The sequence below is a fragment of the Streptomyces sp. RKND-216 genome (genome assembly GCF_004795255.1).
Taxonomy (GTDB): Bacteria; Actinomycetota; Actinomycetes; order Streptomycetales; family Streptomycetaceae; genus Streptomyces; species Streptomyces hazeniae.
In genome coordinates, this window is sequence record NZ_SSBQ01000002.1 from 1,353,533 (window position 1) to 1,369,399 (window position 15,867).

The 15,867-nt window shown below is 71.6% G+C and carries 12 protein-coding genes; 1 reads left to right on the top strand and 11 read right to left on the bottom strand.

All coding sequences use genetic code 11. The annotated features are described in order from the left end of the window. Positions 1-177 precede the first annotated feature (177 nt). The 7 genes from cimA to E4198_RS05860 all read right to left on the bottom strand — a co-directional run bounded on the left by cimA (position 178) and on the right by E4198_RS05860 (position 8,613). On the bottom strand, positions 178-1,821 hold the full coding sequence (gene cimA / locus E4198_RS05830; protein WP_247597568.1) for a citramalate synthase: 1,644 nt from the start codon (positions 1,819-1,821) through the stop codon (positions 178-180). A 378-nt stretch (positions 1,822-2,199) separates the two neighbouring features. Further along, positions 2,200-3,306 carry a branched-chain amino acid aminotransferase gene (locus E4198_RS05835; RefSeq protein WP_136182227.1) on the bottom strand — a complete coding sequence of 369 codons (1,107 nt, stop codon included), beginning with the start codon at positions 3,304-3,306 and terminating at the stop codon, positions 2,200-2,202. A gap of 240 nt (positions 3,307-3,546) precedes the next feature. Next, a complete protein-coding gene (locus E4198_RS05840) occupies positions 3,547-4,584 on the bottom strand; it encodes a 3-isopropylmalate dehydrogenase (RefSeq protein ID WP_136182228.1) in 1,038 nt (345 codons plus the stop codon). 140 nt (positions 4,585-4,724) lie between these two features. Then, positions 4,725-4,862 (bottom strand): hypothetical protein, encoded by a 138-nt coding sequence (locus E4198_RS05845; RefSeq protein ID WP_136182229.1) that lies wholly within the window; start codon positions 4,860-4,862, stop codon positions 4,725-4,727. 303 nt (positions 4,863-5,165) lie between these two features. Beyond that, positions 5,166-5,867, bottom strand: a complete 702-nt coding sequence (locus E4198_RS05850; protein WP_136182230.1) for an HAD family hydrolase — start codon at positions 5,865-5,867, stop codon at positions 5,166-5,168. 72 nt (positions 5,868-5,939) lie between these two features. Beyond that, a complete protein-coding gene (gene pruA / locus E4198_RS05855; protein ID WP_136182231.1) occupies positions 5,940-7,571 on the bottom strand; it encodes an L-glutamate gamma-semialdehyde dehydrogenase in 1,632 nt (543 codons plus the stop codon). 115 nt (positions 7,572-7,686) lie between these two features. Continuing rightward, the gene (locus E4198_RS05860) at positions 7,687-8,613 is read right to left on the bottom strand and encodes a proline dehydrogenase family protein (protein WP_136182232.1); all 927 of its coding nucleotides are present in this window, start codon (positions 8,611-8,613) and stop codon (positions 7,687-7,689) included. Positions 8,614-8,796: 183 nt separating this feature from the next. On the opposite strand from E4198_RS05860, the gene E4198_RS05865 reads away from it, so the two are divergent. Continuing rightward, positions 8,797-10,137 carry a helix-turn-helix domain-containing protein gene (locus tag E4198_RS05865; protein ID WP_136182233.1) on the top strand — a complete coding sequence of 447 codons (1,341 nt, stop codon included), beginning with the start codon at positions 8,797-8,799 and terminating at the stop codon, positions 10,135-10,137. 72 nt (positions 10,138-10,209) lie between these two features. On the opposite strand, the gene serA is transcribed toward E4198_RS05865, so the two are convergent. The 4 genes from serA to E4198_RS05885 form a co-directional block, all read right to left on the bottom strand. Beyond that, positions 10,210-11,799: a phosphoglycerate dehydrogenase gene (serA, locus tag E4198_RS05870; RefSeq protein WP_136182234.1), complete on the bottom strand. Its 1,590-nt coding sequence runs from the start codon at positions 11,797-11,799 to the stop codon at positions 10,210-10,212. Between the two features lie 432 nt (positions 11,800-12,231). Beyond that, positions 12,232-13,230, bottom strand: a complete 999-nt coding sequence (gene ilvC, locus E4198_RS05875; protein ID WP_136182235.1) for a ketol-acid reductoisomerase — start codon at positions 13,228-13,230, stop codon at positions 12,232-12,234. Positions 13,231-13,352: 122 nt separating this feature from the next. Then, positions 13,353-13,877 carry an acetolactate synthase small subunit gene (gene ilvN, locus E4198_RS05880; RefSeq protein ID WP_027764919.1) on the bottom strand — a complete coding sequence of 175 codons (525 nt, stop codon included), beginning with the start codon at positions 13,875-13,877 and terminating at the stop codon, positions 13,353-13,355. Positions 13,878-13,897: 20 nt separating this feature from the next. Beyond that, complete coding sequence (locus E4198_RS05885; protein ID WP_136182236.1) at positions 13,898-15,754, bottom strand: acetolactate synthase large subunit; 1,857 nt, start codon at positions 15,752-15,754, stop codon at positions 13,898-13,900. Between the last annotated feature and the right edge of the window lie 113 nt (positions 15,755-15,867).

Genomic DNA, 15,867 nt, shown 5'->3' on the forward strand with positions numbered 1-15,867 from the left:
ATGGCCGCCACGAACAGAACCTGGCGCTTCCCGCCACGCGACACAGCGAACTCTCCCACGACAGGGGGCTGTAGCTGTGGGATCCCTACAGGACGGAAGGCGTGCGGGTGGCGCGCGGGGGTTCACCTCCCTGGCCGCACCCGGACGCGCCCGAGCCCGCCGGGCGTTGTCGGGACCCTACTCCCCCGGTGTCGCTCCCGCGCGCAGCAGTCCGTAGGTGTAGGCGTCCTCCAGCGCCTGCCAGGAGGCCGCGATGACGTTCTCGGCGACGCCGACCGTGGACCACTCGGCGGCGCCGTCCGAGGTGGAGATCAGCACGCGGGTGGTGGACTCGGTGCCGTGCGTGCCCTCCAGGATGCGGACCTTGTAGTCGACGAGCTCCAGCCGGGCAAGTCCGGGGTAGATGCGCTCCAGGCCCACGCGCAGCGCGCGGTCCAGCGCGTTGACCGGGCCGTTGCCCTCTCCGGTGGCGACGACGCGTTCGCCCTTGGCCCACAGCCGTACCGTCGCCTCGTTGGCATGCGAGCCGTCGGGGCGGTCCTCGACGATGGCGCGCCATGACTCCAGCCGGAAGAAGCGCTCGGCCCTGCGGTCCGGCCCACCGTGCACCTCGTCGCGCAGCAGCAGTTCGAAGGACGCGTCGGCAGCCTCGTAGGTGTAGCCGCGCAGCTCCTTCTCCTTGACCCGTTCGACGATCCGGCCGACGAGGTCGCGGTCGCCGCTGAGGTCGTACCCCAGCTCCCTGCCCTTGAGTTCGACCGAGGCGCGGCCGGCCATGTCGGAGACCAGCATGCGCATGGAGTTGCCGACCTGTTCGGGGTCGATGTGCTGGTACAGGTCGGGGTCGACCTTGATCGCGGAGGCGTGCAGGCCCGCCTTGTGCGCGAAGGCGGAGGTGCCGACGTAGGGCTGATGGGTGGACGGGGTCAGGTTCACCACCTCGGCGACGGCGTGCGAGATGCGGGTCATCTCAGCGAGTGCACCCTCCGGGAGCACCCGGCGGCCGTACTTGAGCTCCAGGGCGGCCACGACGGGGAAGAGGTTGGCGTTGCCGACGCGCTCGCCGTACCCGTTGGCCGTGCACTGCACGTGGGTGGCACCGGCGTCGACGGCGGCCAGGGTGTTGGCGACGGCGCAGCCGGTGTCGTCCTGGGCGTGCACGCCCAGGCGGGCGCCGGTGTCCGCGAGCACCGCGCGGACCACGGCCTGGACGTCGCCGGGGAGCATGCCGCCGTTCGTGTCGCAGAGCACCACGACGTCCGCGCCCGCCTCGTGCGCGGTCCGCACGACCTGCGTGGCGTACGCGGGGTCGGCGCGGTGGCCGTCGAAGAAGTGCTCGCAGTCGACGAAGACCCGGCGGCCCAGACCGCGGAGGTGGGCGACGGTGTCGTGCACCATGGCCAGGTTCTCCTCACGCGTGGTGCGCAGCGCGAGTTCGACGTGCCGGTCGTGGGACTTGGCGACCAGCGTGACGACCGGAGCACCGGACTCGGCGAGGGCGACGACCTGCGGGTCGTCGGTCGCCGCGACGCCCGGACGGCGGGTGGCGCCGAAGGCGACGAGCTGCGCGTGCCGGAAGTCGATCTCCGCCAGGGCGCGCTGGAAGAATTCGGTGTCGCGCGGGTTGGCCCCCGGCCAGCCGCCCTCGATGAAGCCGACGCCGAAGTCGTCCAGGTGCCGGGCGATGGTGAGCTTGTCGGCGACGCTCAGGTTGATGCCTTCGCGCTGTGCTCCGTCGCGCAGCGTGGTGTCGAAGACGTGGAAGTCGTCTCCGGGGAGGGCGTCCCGGGGGACGGCGTCGCTGGGGGCGTCCTGCGGCATGGTGGTCAGGGCTCCTGTCGGGATGAGCGATCCGGAAGGCACGGCTCCACTTGTCCCCATCATCCCTCGCGCTCCGCTTCCTGCGGGGTGGGCCGGAAAACGAAAAGACCCCTCGCTGGTCGCGAGAGGTCTGCGCGCGGGTCTGGGACACGGTGGTCGCCGACGCATCCGGTCGGATGCGGTCAGCGGTCACAGCGGACCGGCGCGCTGTCACCGATAATCATGGTGAACGAGAGCACGCGACGAGCGTGGCACAGGTCGGTCCGGCCCACCATCGCATCTCACCATGCGGACATCGCCCGGACGCCGTCCCGGACACCGCTCCGCACAGCACGCCGGACGCGCGGTGGAACCGCGCGTCCGGAGCCGTGGCGTCGTTCAGCCGAGCCGGTGCATCCAGCCGTGCGGGTCGGGGGCGTGGCCGGTCTGGAGCGCGAGCAGCGCCTCGCGCAGCTTCATGGTGACCTCGCCGGGTTCGCCGTCCCCGACGGCCCACTCGCCGCGGGCCGATTTCACATGGCCGACCGGGGTGATGACGGCGGCGGTGCCGCAGGCGAAGACCTCGGTGAGGGTGCCGTCCTCGTTGCCGCGGCGCCAGTCCTCTGTGGAGATGCGCGCCTCGGCGGTCTTGTGGCCGAGGTCCTCGGCGATGCTGAGCAGCGAGTCACGGGTGATGCCGGGCAGCAGGGTGCCGGTCAGCTCGGGCGTGACGATCCGGGCGTCCGCTCCGCTGCCGTAGACGAAGTAGAGGTTCATGCCGCCCATCTCCTCGATGTAGCGGCGCTCCAATGCGTCCAGCCAGACCACCTGGTCGCAGCCCTGCGCGGCGGCCTCCTTCTGGGCGACCAGGGAGGCGGCGTAGTTGCCGCCGGTCTTGGCCTCGCCCATGCCTCCGGGGGCGGCGCGGACGTACTCCTCGGAGAGCCAGACCGAGACCGGCTTCACGCCGCGCGGGAAGTAGGCGCCGGCGGGCGAGGCGATCACGATGAACAGGTACTCGTTCGCGGGGCGGACGCCCAGCCCCACCTCCGTGGCGAACAGGAAGGGGCGCAGGTAGAGCGACTGCTCGCCCTCGCTCGGCACCCACTCGCGGTCCTGCTTCACCAGCAGGTCGCAGGCCTCGACGAAGGTCTCGACCGGAAGCTCCGGCATGGCCAGGCGCCGGGCGGAGCGCTGGAAGCGGCGCGCGTTGGCGTCGGGGCGGAAGCTGGCGATGGAGCCGTCCGCCTGCCTGTAGGCCTTGAGGCCCTCGAAGATCGTCTGCGCGTAGTGCAGCGTCGCGTTCGCCGGGTCGATGGACAGCGGCGCGTACGGCTGGAGCTGCGCGTCGTGCCAGCCGCGGCCCTCGGTCCAGCGGATGGTGACCATGTGGTCGGTGAAGTGGCGGCCGAAGCCGGGATCGGCGAGCACGGCCTCGCGCTCGGCGGCGGACAGCGGCTGCGCTGAGGGCTTCAGGTCGAAGTCGATGCGGGGCGTCGTCGTCATGTGAGCGCGTCCTTCGGTGAGTGTCGTGGCGGACCGCGACGCCGTTACCCCTGTTCCCGGGAGTAGTAGGACGTCCGAGCTTCCCTCCCTGCGCGGTCCCGCATCCGATTATCGCGCGCGGGCCGCCGTCGGGCGGACGGGGGTGGCGGTCCTGGGTGCATGGTGGCACCCGGCCGCGTGCTTGCCCAGCGGACGGGCGGCGGGCGCCGGTCCGCGAACGTACTCCGTACTCGGTCGGATCTAGCCGGTGACCCGGGCGGCGATGGCGTCGCCCGTCCCGTCGGTGCTGCGCGGGCCGGATCGCTCGGCGAGGTCGGCGGTCACGGCGTCCTCGACCCGGGCGGCCTCGGTCTCGTGGCCGAGGTGCCGCAGCAGCAGGGCGACGGAGAGGATCGTCGCCGTCGGGTCGGCCTGACCGGTGCCCGCGATGTCGGGCGCGGAGCCGTGCACGGGCTCGAACATCGAGGGGAACGTGCCGGTGGGGTTGATGTTCCCGGAGGCGGCGAGGCCGATGCCGCCGGTGACGGCCGCGGCCAGGTCGGTGAGGATGTCGCCGAACAGGTTGTCGGTGACGATCACGTCGAACCGTGCGGGATCGGTGACGAAGAAGATCGTCGCCGCATCGACGTGCAGGTAGTCGGTGGCGACCTCGGGGTACTCGCGGCCGATCCGGTCGAAGGTGTTCTTCCACAGGTGGCCCGCGTGCACCAGCACGTTGTTCTTGTGGACGAGGGTCAGCTTCCGGCGCGGCCTGGCGCGCGCCCGCTCGTACGCGTCGCGCACCACACGCTCCACGCCGTACGCGGTGTTGACGCTCACCTCGGTGGCGACCTCGGCCGGTGTTCCGGTGCGCAGGCTGCCTCCGTTGCCCGTGTACGGGCCCTCGGTGCCCTCGCGGACGACGACGAAGTCGATGTCCGGGCTGCCCTGAAGGGGCGTCGCGGTCTGCGGGAAGAGCTTCGACGGACGGAGGTTGACGAAGTGGTCGAAGGCGAACCGCAGCTTGAGCAGCAGGCCGCGCTCCAGCACGCCGGAGGGCACGGTCGGGTCGCCGATGGCGCCGAGCAGGATCGCGTCGTGCCCGGCGAGCCGTTCGAGCTCCGCGTCCGGCAGGGTCTCGCCGGTGGCGTGCCAGCGGGCGGCGCCGAGGTCGTACTCCCGGGTCTCCAGCTTCACGTCCGGCGGGAGAACGGCGCCGAGGACCTTGAGGCCCTGGGTGACGACCTCCGGGCCGATGCCGTCACCGGGGATCACTGCGAGGCTGAGGCTGCGAGACATACCGGGACCCTACTCTCCGTCCCATCCACCGACACGACGCGTCCAGCATCCGGACGCGTCGTGTCGTGGCGTTCTGCTCCGGGGCAGGTGCGCGCCGGGAGGACGCCGGTACGCATGCTTCCTGTCCGGGGTACGGCGGTTCAGTGGCCGGTGGCGCCGCCGTTGTCCCGGCGGTCCAGAGCGCGCTGGAGCGCGGCGGCGGCGTTCTGGCGGTCGCTGTCGCGGCGGGTGCGGCGGACGGCGGCGTGGCGGGCGCGGCGGCGGGCTGTCTCGTGCATGGGGGCTCCTTCTGCGAGGCGTCGAGTTCTGCGGAGCGCCGGGGCGGGCATGCCTCGGGGCTGGGGATGCGGATGCAACGCGCCGGAAGGGGCGGGGGCGAACGGTGCGGCAGGGATCACCTGCGTACGGGCACCGCGCCTCGTCCGCCGGTCGCTGATGGAGCGACGAAACATATCGGCTGCTACCACGGTAAGAGCCCGGGGCCCCGATGTCTCGTTTTTACTTGGGCTTCCTACTATCTGAGACGCTGAAAGCTCCGACCTGCGGTTTCTCTCCGTGACCGGAGGGGGGCCGGCGCGGTGTCAGGGCGACGCCGACGCCGTCTCCAGCACGGCGGGCAGGTCCGTGAGGACGCTGATGCGTGGCGAGAAGGCGGCGGCCGAACCACCGTTACGGTCCGGCCACACGCCCGTCAGCCCCGCAGCGACGGCAGCCTCCGCGTCGAGGTCCAGCCGGTCCCCGACGTACGCCACCTCGTGCGGCGGCAGGTCCAGGGCCGCGCAGCCGGCGAGGAAGGCGGCGGCGTCCGGTTTGGCGACGCCGAGCCGGTCTGAGCACAGGAGCACCTCGAACCGGTCGCGGATGCCAAGCCGGGTGAGCTTGCGGTCCTGGTTGCGCACGGAGGAGTTGGAGAGCACGCCGTGCCGGTGGCTGCGCGCCAGCGCGTCCAGCGCGGCGACGGTGTCGGGGAAGAGCGTCCAGGCCGCCTCGTACCGGGTCACGTACCGGCCGAACCAGGCGTCGGCGTCCTCGTCGGAGAGCCGTGCGCCGAGGAACTGCCGGGCGCGTTCGCGGCGATGGTCGAGGAAGGCGATCTCGCCGGAGGTGAACCGGGCGTACTGCTCCTCCATCACCGCCCGCCACCGGGCGAGCGCCGCTTCCGGCGAGGCGTGCCGGGAAAGCAGCCCTTCCGCCTCGATGTGGGCGAGCGCCGCGGCGTCGTCGGAACCGGTGTAGTCGAACAGGGTGTCGTTGACGTCCCAGAGCACGGCGCGGATCGGCATGCGGCCCACGGTAGCGCGAAGGCCCGCGCCCCGAAGGGGCGCGGGCCTTCCAAGGGCCGGAGCCCGTAGGGGTCAGCCCATGTGCGGGTAGCGGTAGTCGGTCGGGGCCACCATCGTCTCCTTGATGGAGCGCGGCGACATCCAGCGCAGCAGGTTGAACTTCGAACCCGCCTTGTCGTTGGTGCCGGAGGCGCGGGCGCCGCCGAACGGCTGCTGCCCGACGATGGAGCCGGTGGGACGGTCGTTCAGGTAGAAGTTGCCGGCCGCAAAGCGCAGCTTGGCGCTCGCCTCGGCCAGCACCTGCCGGTCCTGCGCCAGCACGGCACCGGTCAGGGCGTACGCGGAGACGGACTCCATCTGGTCGAGCATCGTCTCCCACTCGGCGTCCTCGTAGACGTGGACGCCGATGATCGGGCCGAAGTACTCCGTGGAGAAGAGCTCGTTCTCCGGGTCGGTGCAGGCGATGATCGTCGGGCGGACGAAGTAGCCGACGGAGTCGTCGTAGGTGCCGCCCGCGACGATCTCACAGGTCGGGTCCTGACGGGCGCGGTCGATCGCGGCCTTGTTCTTGGCGAACGCGCGGGCGTCGATGACGGCGCCGACGAAGTTCGACAGGTCGCTGACGTCACCCATCGTCAGGCCCTCGGTCTCGGCGACGAGTTGGTCCTTGAAGCCGTCCTCCCACACCGAGCGCGGGATGTAGGCGCGGGACGCGGCCGAGCACTTCTGGCCCTGGTACTCGAAGGCGCCGCGGATCATGGCGGTCTTCAGCACGGCGCGGTCCACGCTGGGGTGGGCGACGATGAAGTCCTTGCCGCCGGTCTCGCCGACGAGGCGCGGGTAGGAGCGGTACTTCTCGATGTTCTCGCCGACCGACTTCCACAGGTACTGGAAGGTGGCGGTGGAGCCGGTGAAGTGGACGCCGGCCAGGTCCGGGTGCGGCAGCGCGACCTCGGAGACCTCCTTGCCGTCGCCGGTGACGAGGTTGATCACGCCCTTGGGCATGCCCGCCTCCTCCAGCAGCTCCATGAGCAGGATGGCGGAGTGCGTCTGCGTGGGCGACGGCTTCCACACCACGACGTTGCCCATCAGCGCCGGAGCCGTCGGCAGGTTGCCCGCGATGGCGGTGAAGTTGAACGGCGTGATGGCGTAGACGAAGCCCTCCAGCGGACGGTGGTCCAGCCGGTTCCAGACGCCGTGCGGCTGCATCGGGGGCTGCTCGGTCAGCAGCTCGCGGGCGAAGTGCACATTGAAGCGCCAGAAGTCGATCAGTTCGCAGGGAGCGTCGATCTCGGCCTGCTGGGCGGTCTTGGACTGGCCCAGCATGGTGGAGGCGGCGATGGTCTCGCGCCACGGGCCGGCCAGCAGGTCGGCGGCCTTCAGCAGAATGGCCGCGCGGTCGTCGAAGGACATCGCGCGCCAGGCCGGGGCGGCGGCCAGAGCGGCGTCGATCGCCTCCTGGGCGTCCTGGCGGGTGGCGTTGGCGTAGGTGCCGATGACCGCCTTGTGGTCGTGCGGCTGCACGACGTCGAAGCGCTCGCCGCCGCCCATCCGCTTCTCCCCGGCGATGGTCATGGGGAGGTCGATCGGGTTCTCGGAGAGCTCCTTGAGCTTCTTCTCCAGCCGGGCCCGCTCGGCGCTGCCGGGTGCGTAGGTGTGCACCGGCTCGTTGTACGGGGCGGGGACGTGGGTCACGGCGTCCATGGGTCGCGTGCTCCTTCGCGGTTCGAGGTTGTCTGAAGGCAGAGTCGGTGCGGAGGGGGCCGGGGGTGACGGCCCCGCTTCGAGGCTAACGGCCCCTCCCCGGGGCGAGCCGCCGCTAGCGGCGGCTGATCAGGCTCCGGAGGAAGAAGGCGAGGTTCGCCGGGCGCTCCGCGAGGCGCCGCATGAAGTAGCCGTACCAGTCGGTGCCGTAGGGCACGTAGACGCGCATACGGTGACCGGCCGCGGCCAGCCGCTCCTGTTCCGCCTCGCGGATGCCGTAGAGCATCTGGAACTCGTAGCTGTCGATCTTGCGGCCCGCGGTACGCGCCAGCTCCTGCGTGATGGCGACCATCCGCGGGTCGTGCGAGCCGATCATCGGATAGCCCTTACCCGCCATGAGAATCTTCAGGCAGCGGACGTACGCCCGGTCGACCTCGCGCTTGTCCTGGTGGGCGACCTCGGCGGGCTCCTTGTAGGCGCCCTTCACCAGTCGCACCCGGGAGCCTTCCCCGGCCAGCGCGTGGCAGTCCTCCTCGGTGCGGAAGAGGTAGCTCTGCACGACGGCGCCCGTCTGCGGGAAGCGCCCGCGCAGCTCGGAGAGGATGCGGAGGGTCGAGTCGACCGTGGTGTGGTCCTCCATGTCGAGGGTGACCGTGGTGCCGGCCTGCGCGGCGGCCTCGACGACCGGGAGCACGTTGCCGTAGGCGATGTCCTCGCCGCCGGGCAGCGCCTGGCCGAAAGCGGAGAGCTTCACGGACATCTCGGCCCGCTCCCCCAGCCCCTCCCCGGCCAGGGCCTCTGCCAGGGTGAGGTAGGCGTCGCGGTTCCGCACGGCCTCCGAGCGGTCCGTGATGTCCTCGCCAAGGTGGTCGAGGGTCACCTCCAGGCCGCGATCCGCGAGGTCCCGTACGGCGGTCAGCGACTGGTCGAGCCGCTCCCCCGCGACGAAACGGTCGACCACCGGCCGGGTGACGGGCGCGGCCGAGACCGCGCGACGGATGGCATCGCTGCGTGCGGCGGCGAGAAGCACGGGACCCAGCACGGGCACCTCCACTTTTCACGGTGTTTCCTCGGACGACAGGGGTGAGCCGCCCACCGTGCAAAGTTAAGGATCGCTCCGGTACCGGGCCATCGACAGCTGTCACGTATCCGTGTCCCTGATCTCAGACAGATGTATGAGAATGAGCGGAGGAGCACTCGGGGACGGGACAGGAGGCGGAGCCGGATGCGCGAGGACTACCAGACGCTGGTCGACGACGTCTCCGCCTCACTCGGGACCCCGGCGACGCTGGAGGACCGCGACTTCACCCTGATCGCCTTCGCCGCCCACGAGGGCGACGAGGAGCGCGGCCCGGACGCGGACCTGGACCAGGTCCGCACGCGGACCATCCTCCAGCGACGTTCCACGGCGGCGGTACGGAAGTGGTTCGAGAACTTCGGCATCACCCGCGCGCGGGAACCGGTACGCATTCCGCCGGACCCGGCGGCCGGGGTGCGGACCGGGCGCCTCTGCCTGCCCGTGCGGCACGGCGGCGTGGTGTACGGCTACGTCTGGCTGCTGGACGACGGCGCGCTCGACCTGCGCGACCCGCGGGTGGCCCGGGCCCAGCACACAGCGACCCGGATCGGCGCCCTGCTGGCTGCCGAGGCGCAGGCGGGCGCCCACGCGGGGGCCCTGCTGCGCGAGCTGCTCACCGGCCCGGCGGCCGGGCGGGCAAGGGCTGCCGAGGAGCTGCGGACCACGCTGGGCGCCACGTTGGAAGGGCCGCTGGCGGTGGTGGCGGTGTCCCCGTGGGAGGCGTCGGAAACGGCCCCCGACACCGGAACCCTCACCTCGCCGGGCGGCGGGCCTGCGGCGTTGCCCGGCGTGGCGGCCCACTGCCTGGTGCCCGGCGCTGGTGGCACCCGGACGGGCGACGGGCTCGACCAGGCGAGCGGCACCGCAGGCGGGTCCGGGTCCGGGGCGACAGGCGCGGCGGAAGCCAAGACTGCCGGGGGCGCGCTGGCCGTGCTGACCCGTCTGCGTGCCGCCGCCGTACTCGCGCCGGCGCACGCGGTCGGGCGGCGCCTGCTGGGTCTCCCGCCCTCGGACGACGTGGGCCCGGCCGCGCGCCCGGCGTCCCCGGAGCGCTCGCCGGGCCCGTCCCGTCTGGCCGCCGGAATCGGGACGGTGCGGGGCGAGTTGGCCGCAACGGCTCACACCGCGTGGCGAGAGGCGCTGGTCGCCGCACGGGCGGCGGCGGCCGAACCGGAGCGATTCGGCTCCGTCGCCGAATGGGCGGACATCGGCCCGTACCGCCTGCTCGGACGGCTCCCCGCGGACGCGGCACCGGACCCCTCGGTGCGGGAGCTCCTGGAGCCGGCGCACCGCGAGATGGCGCGCACGGCCGAGGCGTTCCTCGACCGCGCCGGTCAGGCCGGCCGAACGGCGGCGGACCTGGGAATCCACCGGCAGACGCTGTACTACCGCCTGGGGCGGGTGGAGCGGCTGACCGGGCTGGACCTCGACGACGGCGCCGACCGGCTGCTGCTGCACGTCGCCCTGAAGGCGGCCCGGCTGTCCTGAGTCGGACTTCCGGAAAAGGACGAGGGGCCGACGCGCTCGCGCCGGCCCCTCGTCAGGCGCGGAACCGCGCGGTCAGTCCTCCAGGTTGACCGTGCGGGCGGACGTGGCGCCGATCTCCTCGGCGATCTCCGCCAGTACCGAAGCCGGGACGGTGTCATCCACGGTGAGCGCGACGAGCGCCTCCCCACCGGCCGCCGACCGGGACACCTGCATCCCCGCGATGTTCAGACCCGCCTCGCCCAGGGCCCGGCCGACCGTGCCGACGACGCCCGGGCGGTCGCCGTAGCGCAGGAAGGCCATGTGGTCGGCGAGGGCCAGGTCGATGTCGTGCTCGCCGACGGCGACGATCTTCTGCAGGTGCTTGGGGCCCGACAGCGTGCCGGAGACGGAGATCTCCTCCCCGTTGCCGAGGGTGCCGCGCACGACCACCACGTTCCGGTGCTCCGGGGACTCGGAGGAGGTGGTCAGCCGCACCTCCACGCCGCGCTCCTGCGCGAACAGCGGCGCGTTGACGTAGCTGACCGTCTCGTCGACGACGTCCTCGAAGACGCCCTTGAGGGCGGAGAGCTCCAGCACCTTCACGTCGTGCTGGGTGATCTCGCCGTAGACCTCGACGTCGAGCCGGTGGGCGACCTCGCCGGCCAGCGCCGTGAAGATGCGGCCCAGCTTCTCGGCGAGCGGCAGCCCCGGACGCACGTCCTCGGCGATGACGCCGCCCTGGACGTTCACCGCGTCCGGCACGAGTTCACCGGCGAGCGCGAGACGCACGGACTTGGCGACCGAGATGCCGGCCTTCTCCTGCGCCTCGCCGGTGGAGGCGCCGAGGTGCGGGGTGCAGACGACCTGGTCGAACGCGAACAGCGGGGAGTCGGTGCACGGCTCGCTGGTGTAGACGTCGAGTCCGGCGCCGGCGACGCGGCCCTCCTTGAGGGCGGCGAACAGAGCGTCCTCGTCGACGATGCCGCCGCGCGCGGCGTTGACGATCCGGACCTCCGGCTTGACCTTGCGCAGCGCCTCGTCGCCGATCAGGCCGAGCGTCTCCGGGGTCTTGGGCAGGTGCACGGTGATGAAGTCCGACACCGCCAGCAGTTCGTCCAGGGTGACGAGCTTGACGCCCATCTGCGCGGCCCGGGCGGGCTGCACGTACGGGTCGAAGGCCACGATCTTCATGCCGAACGCGGACATGCGCTGCGCCACCAGCACCCCGATGCGGCCGAGGCCGACCACGCCCAGGGTCTTCTCGCTCAGCTCGACGCCGGTGTACTTGCTGCGCTTCCACTCGCCGTTCTTCAGCGCGGTGTTGGCCTGCGGGATGTTGCGCGCCGTCGCCACCAGCAGGCCGCAGGCCAGCTCGGCGGCGGTGACGATGTTGGACGTGGGGGCATTGACCACCATCACGCCGGCCTTGGTGGCCGCGGAGACGTCCACGTTGTCCAGGCCGACTCCGGCGCGGGCGACGACCTTCAGCCGCTTCGCGGCGGCGATGGCCTCGGCGTCGACCTTGGTCGCGCTGCGGACGAGGACGGCGTCGACGCCGGCGATCGCGGGGAGGAGTTCGGCGCGGTTCGCGCCGTCGCAGTGACGGATCTCGAAGTCCGGTCCGAGTGCGTCGACGGTGGCCGGGGAGAGCTCTTCGGCGATGAGTACTACGGGCTTGCTCACAGGGGTCTCAGTCCTCACTTGTCCTCTGCGGACGGTGTCCTCGCAGACGGCCGATCCCGACGGCCGAAGGCGGTGGAGGGTTGGCAGCCGCGTAAGACACACGACGCTGTGAGCCTGTGACGCGTTTCTGCTTCGCAGTGTAGCCGCGGCGGGGCGGCTTGTGCCGCTCCTCCGGCCGAAGGTCACCCGCGTGTGCGACCCCGCGGCTTCACCCGGGTCGGCCGCCCCCGAGAACGCCCGCCGCTGGCGCGGGGGCCGCACGCGGCCGGAGAGCGTGCGGGAGAGCGGCCCCTCGCGCTCCGAGGCCCGGGGCGGCGGTTCCGCCCGCCCTGGAGGGCGGGCGGCGCGTCCGGGACCCTCCACGGTCGCGGAAAGGGGGGCGCACCGGCGCGGTGTGCCCCGGTGCGCCCTCGGCCGGAGGGCCGGAGGCCGTCAGGCCTCGTCGTCGACCCAGCTCATGAGCTTGCGCAGCTTGCGACCGGTGGTCTCCAGCAGGTGGTCGCCGTCGGCCTTCTTGTACTCGTTGTACTTCGGCAGGCCCGCGTTGTACTCCTTCATCCAGTTGTTGGCGAAGGAGCCGTCCTGGATGTCGGTGAGGACCTTCTTCATCTCCGCCTTGGTCTGGTCGTTGATGATGCGCGGGCCGGTGACGTAGTCGCCCCACTCCGCGGTCTCGGAGACGGACCAGCGCATCTTCTCCAGGCCGCCCTCGTACATGAGGTCCACGATGAGCTTCAGCTCGTGCAGGCACTCGAAGTACGCGATCTCCGGCTGGTAGCCGGCCTCGACCAGCGTCTCGAATCCGGCCTTGACCAGCGCCGAGGCGCCGCCGCAGAGCACGGCCTGCTCACCGAAGAGGTCGGTCTCGGTCTCCTCGGTGAAGGTGGTCTTGATGACCCCGGCGCGGGTGCCGCCGATGCCCTTGGCGTAGGAGAGCGCCAGCTCGAACGCCTTGCCGGTGGCGTCCTGCTCGACGGCCGCGATGCACGGAACGCCGCGGCCCTCCTCGTACTGGCGGCGGACGAGGTGGCCGGGGCCCTTCGGGGCGACCATGCAGACGTCCACGCCGGCCGGGGGCTTGATGAAGCCGAAGCGGATGTTGAAGCCGTGGCCGAAGAAGAGCGCGTCGCCCTCCTTGATGTGGGGAGCGACGGACTCCTCGTAGACCTTGGCCTGGACCGGGTCCGGCACGAGGACCATGATGACGTCGGCTTCCTTCGCGGCCTCGGCCGGCGTGGTCACCTTCAGGCCCTGCTCCTCGGCCCTGGCCCGGGACTTCGAGCCCTCGTGCAGGCCCACGCGGACGTCCACGCCCGAGTCGCGCAGCGACAGCGCGTGGGCGTGCCCCTGGCTGCCGTAGCCGAGCACGGCGACCTTGCGGTTCTGGATGATGGACAGGTCGGCGTCGGCGTCGTAGAACAGCTCGGCCACTTGGGGTCTCTCCTTGTTTCTTCCTGGTGGGTGCCGCCTCACCGTACGGCGGAGCGGCGGTCGACGGGCGGGGCCGCCCGCAGCGTGGACGGGGCGCTGCGGGCGGGGCACCCGGTCCGGGGTCAGGCGCTGCGCTCGAGTGCGCGCAGCGAGCGGTCGGTGATGGAGCGGGCGCCGCGCCCTATGGCGATGGTCCCGGACTGCACGAGTTCCTTGATGCCGTACGGCTCCAGCATCCGCAGCATCGCCTCGAGCTTGTCGCTGCCGCCGGTGGCCTCGATGGTGACGGCCTCCGGGGAGACGTCGACGGTCTTGGCGCGGAACAGCTGCACGATCTCGACGATCTGCGAACGGGTCTCGTTGTCGGCCCGCACCTTCACCAGAACGAGTTCGCGCTGGATGGCGCCGCCGGGCTCCAGCTCGACGATCTTCAGCACGTTGACGAGCTTGTTGAGCTGCTTGGTCACCTGCTCCAGCGGCAGGTCCTCGACGTTCACCACGATGGTGATGCGCGAGATGTCGGGGTGCTCGGTGACGCCGACGGCGAGGGAGTCGATGTTGAAGCCGCGGCGGGAGAACAGCGAGGCGATCCGGGCGAGGATGCCGGGCGTGTTCTCCACCAGGACGGACAGGGTGTGCTTGGACATCGCTTGCGTGGCTCCGCTCGTCACTCGTCGCTGTCGCCGAAGTCGGGGCGCACGCCGCGCGCCGCCATGACCTCGTCGTTGGAGGTGCCCGCCGCGACCATCGGCCAGACCATCGCGTCCTCGTGGACGACGAAGTCGACGACGACCGGGCGGTCGTTGATGGAGTTGGCCTTCTCGATGACCGCGTCGAGCTGCTCGGGGTCCTCGCAGCGGATGCCGACGCAGCCCATGGCCTCGGCCAGCTTCACGAAGTCGGGCACCCGGGTGCCGCGGCAGGGCTCACTGCCCTCGCCGTCGTGCAGCTTGGTGTTGGAGTAGCGCTGGTTGTAGAAGAGGGTCTGCCACTGGCGGACCATGCCGAGGGCGCCGTTGTTGATGATCGCGACCTTGATGGGCACGTCGTTGAGCGCGGCGGTGACCAGTTCCTGGTTGGTCATCTGGAAGCAGCCGTCACCGTCGATGGCCCAGACGGTCTTGTCCGGGACACCGACCTTGGCACCGAGCGCCGCCGGCACCGCGTAGCCCATGGTGCCCAGGCCGCCGGAGTTGAGCCAGGTGGCGGGCCGCTCGTAGTCGATGTAGTGGGCCGCCCACATCTGGTGCTGGCCGACGCCGGCCGCGTAGACCGTGCCCTCCGGGGCGAGTTGGCCGATGCGCTGGATGACCTGCTGCGGGGCGAGGGAACCGTCCTCCGGCAGGTCGTAGCCCAGCGGGTAGGTCTCCCGCCACCGGTCGAGCAGCTGCCACCAGGCGGTGTGGTCGCCCTTGCGGCCGCGCTCGTGCTCGCCCTGGACGGCAACGATCAGGTCGGCGACGACCTCGCGGGCGTCGCCGACGATGGGCACGTCCGCCGCGCGGTTCTTGCCGATCTCGGCCGGGTCGATGTCCGCGTGGACGATCTTGGCGAGCGGGGCAAAGGAGTCCAGCTTGCCGGTGACACGGTCGTCGAACCGGGCTCCGAGGGCGACGATCAGGTCGGCCTTCTGGAGCGCGGTGACGGCGGCGACGGTGCCGTGCATGCCGGGCATGCCCAGGTGCTGCGGGTGGCTGTCCGGGAAGGCGCCGATGCCCATCAGGGTGGTGGTGACCGGAGCGCCGGTCAGTTCGGCGAGCACCTTCAGCTCCGTGGTGGCACCGGCCTTCAGGACGCCACCACCGACATACAGCACCGGGCGCCGGGACTCGGTGATCAGCCGGGCGGCCTCACGGATCTGCTTGGAGTGCGGCTTGACGACGGGACGGTAGCCGGGCAGATCGTGCTGCGGCGGCCAGGCGAACGTCGTCCGAGCCTGGAGCGCGTCCTTGGCGATGTCGACGAGGACCGGGCCGGGGCGTCCGGTGGAGGCGATGTGGAAGGCCTGGGCGATCGTCCGGGGGATCTCGGCCGGGTCGGTGACCAGGAAGTTGTGCTTGGTGACCGGCATGGTGATGCCGCAGATGTCGGCTTCCTGGAAGGCGTCGGTGCCGATCGACCGGGAGGCGACCTGCCCGGTGATGGCGACCAGCGGCACCGAGTCCATGTGCGCGTCGGCGATGGGGGTGACCAGGTTGGTGGCGCCGGGGCCGGAGGTGGCCATGCAGACGCCGACGCGGCCCGTGGCCTGGGCGTAGCCGGTGGCGGCGTGACCCGCGCCCTGCTCGTGCCGGACGAGGACGTGGCGCACCCGGGAGGAGTCCATCATCGGGTCGTACGCGGGCAGGATCGCGCCGCCGGGAATCCCGAATACCGTGTCGGCGCCGACCTCCTCCAGGGACCGGATGAGGGACTGCGCGCCCGTCACGGTCTCGGGGGTGGGCGCCGGTGCGCCCGGCTGCTGCTGTCCGCCGGTACGGGGCCGCGGCTGCGGTTTGGGGGCCCCGGTGGCCTGCTCGGTCATCGGTTCTCTCTTCCCGGAGAGTGAGGGTGATGGCGCTCGTGGTGTGGGTGTTGCCGGTGGCTTTGCCAACGGTCTGTGCCGGGTGGGAGGGGTTTGCTCCCGGGCACCGGTGC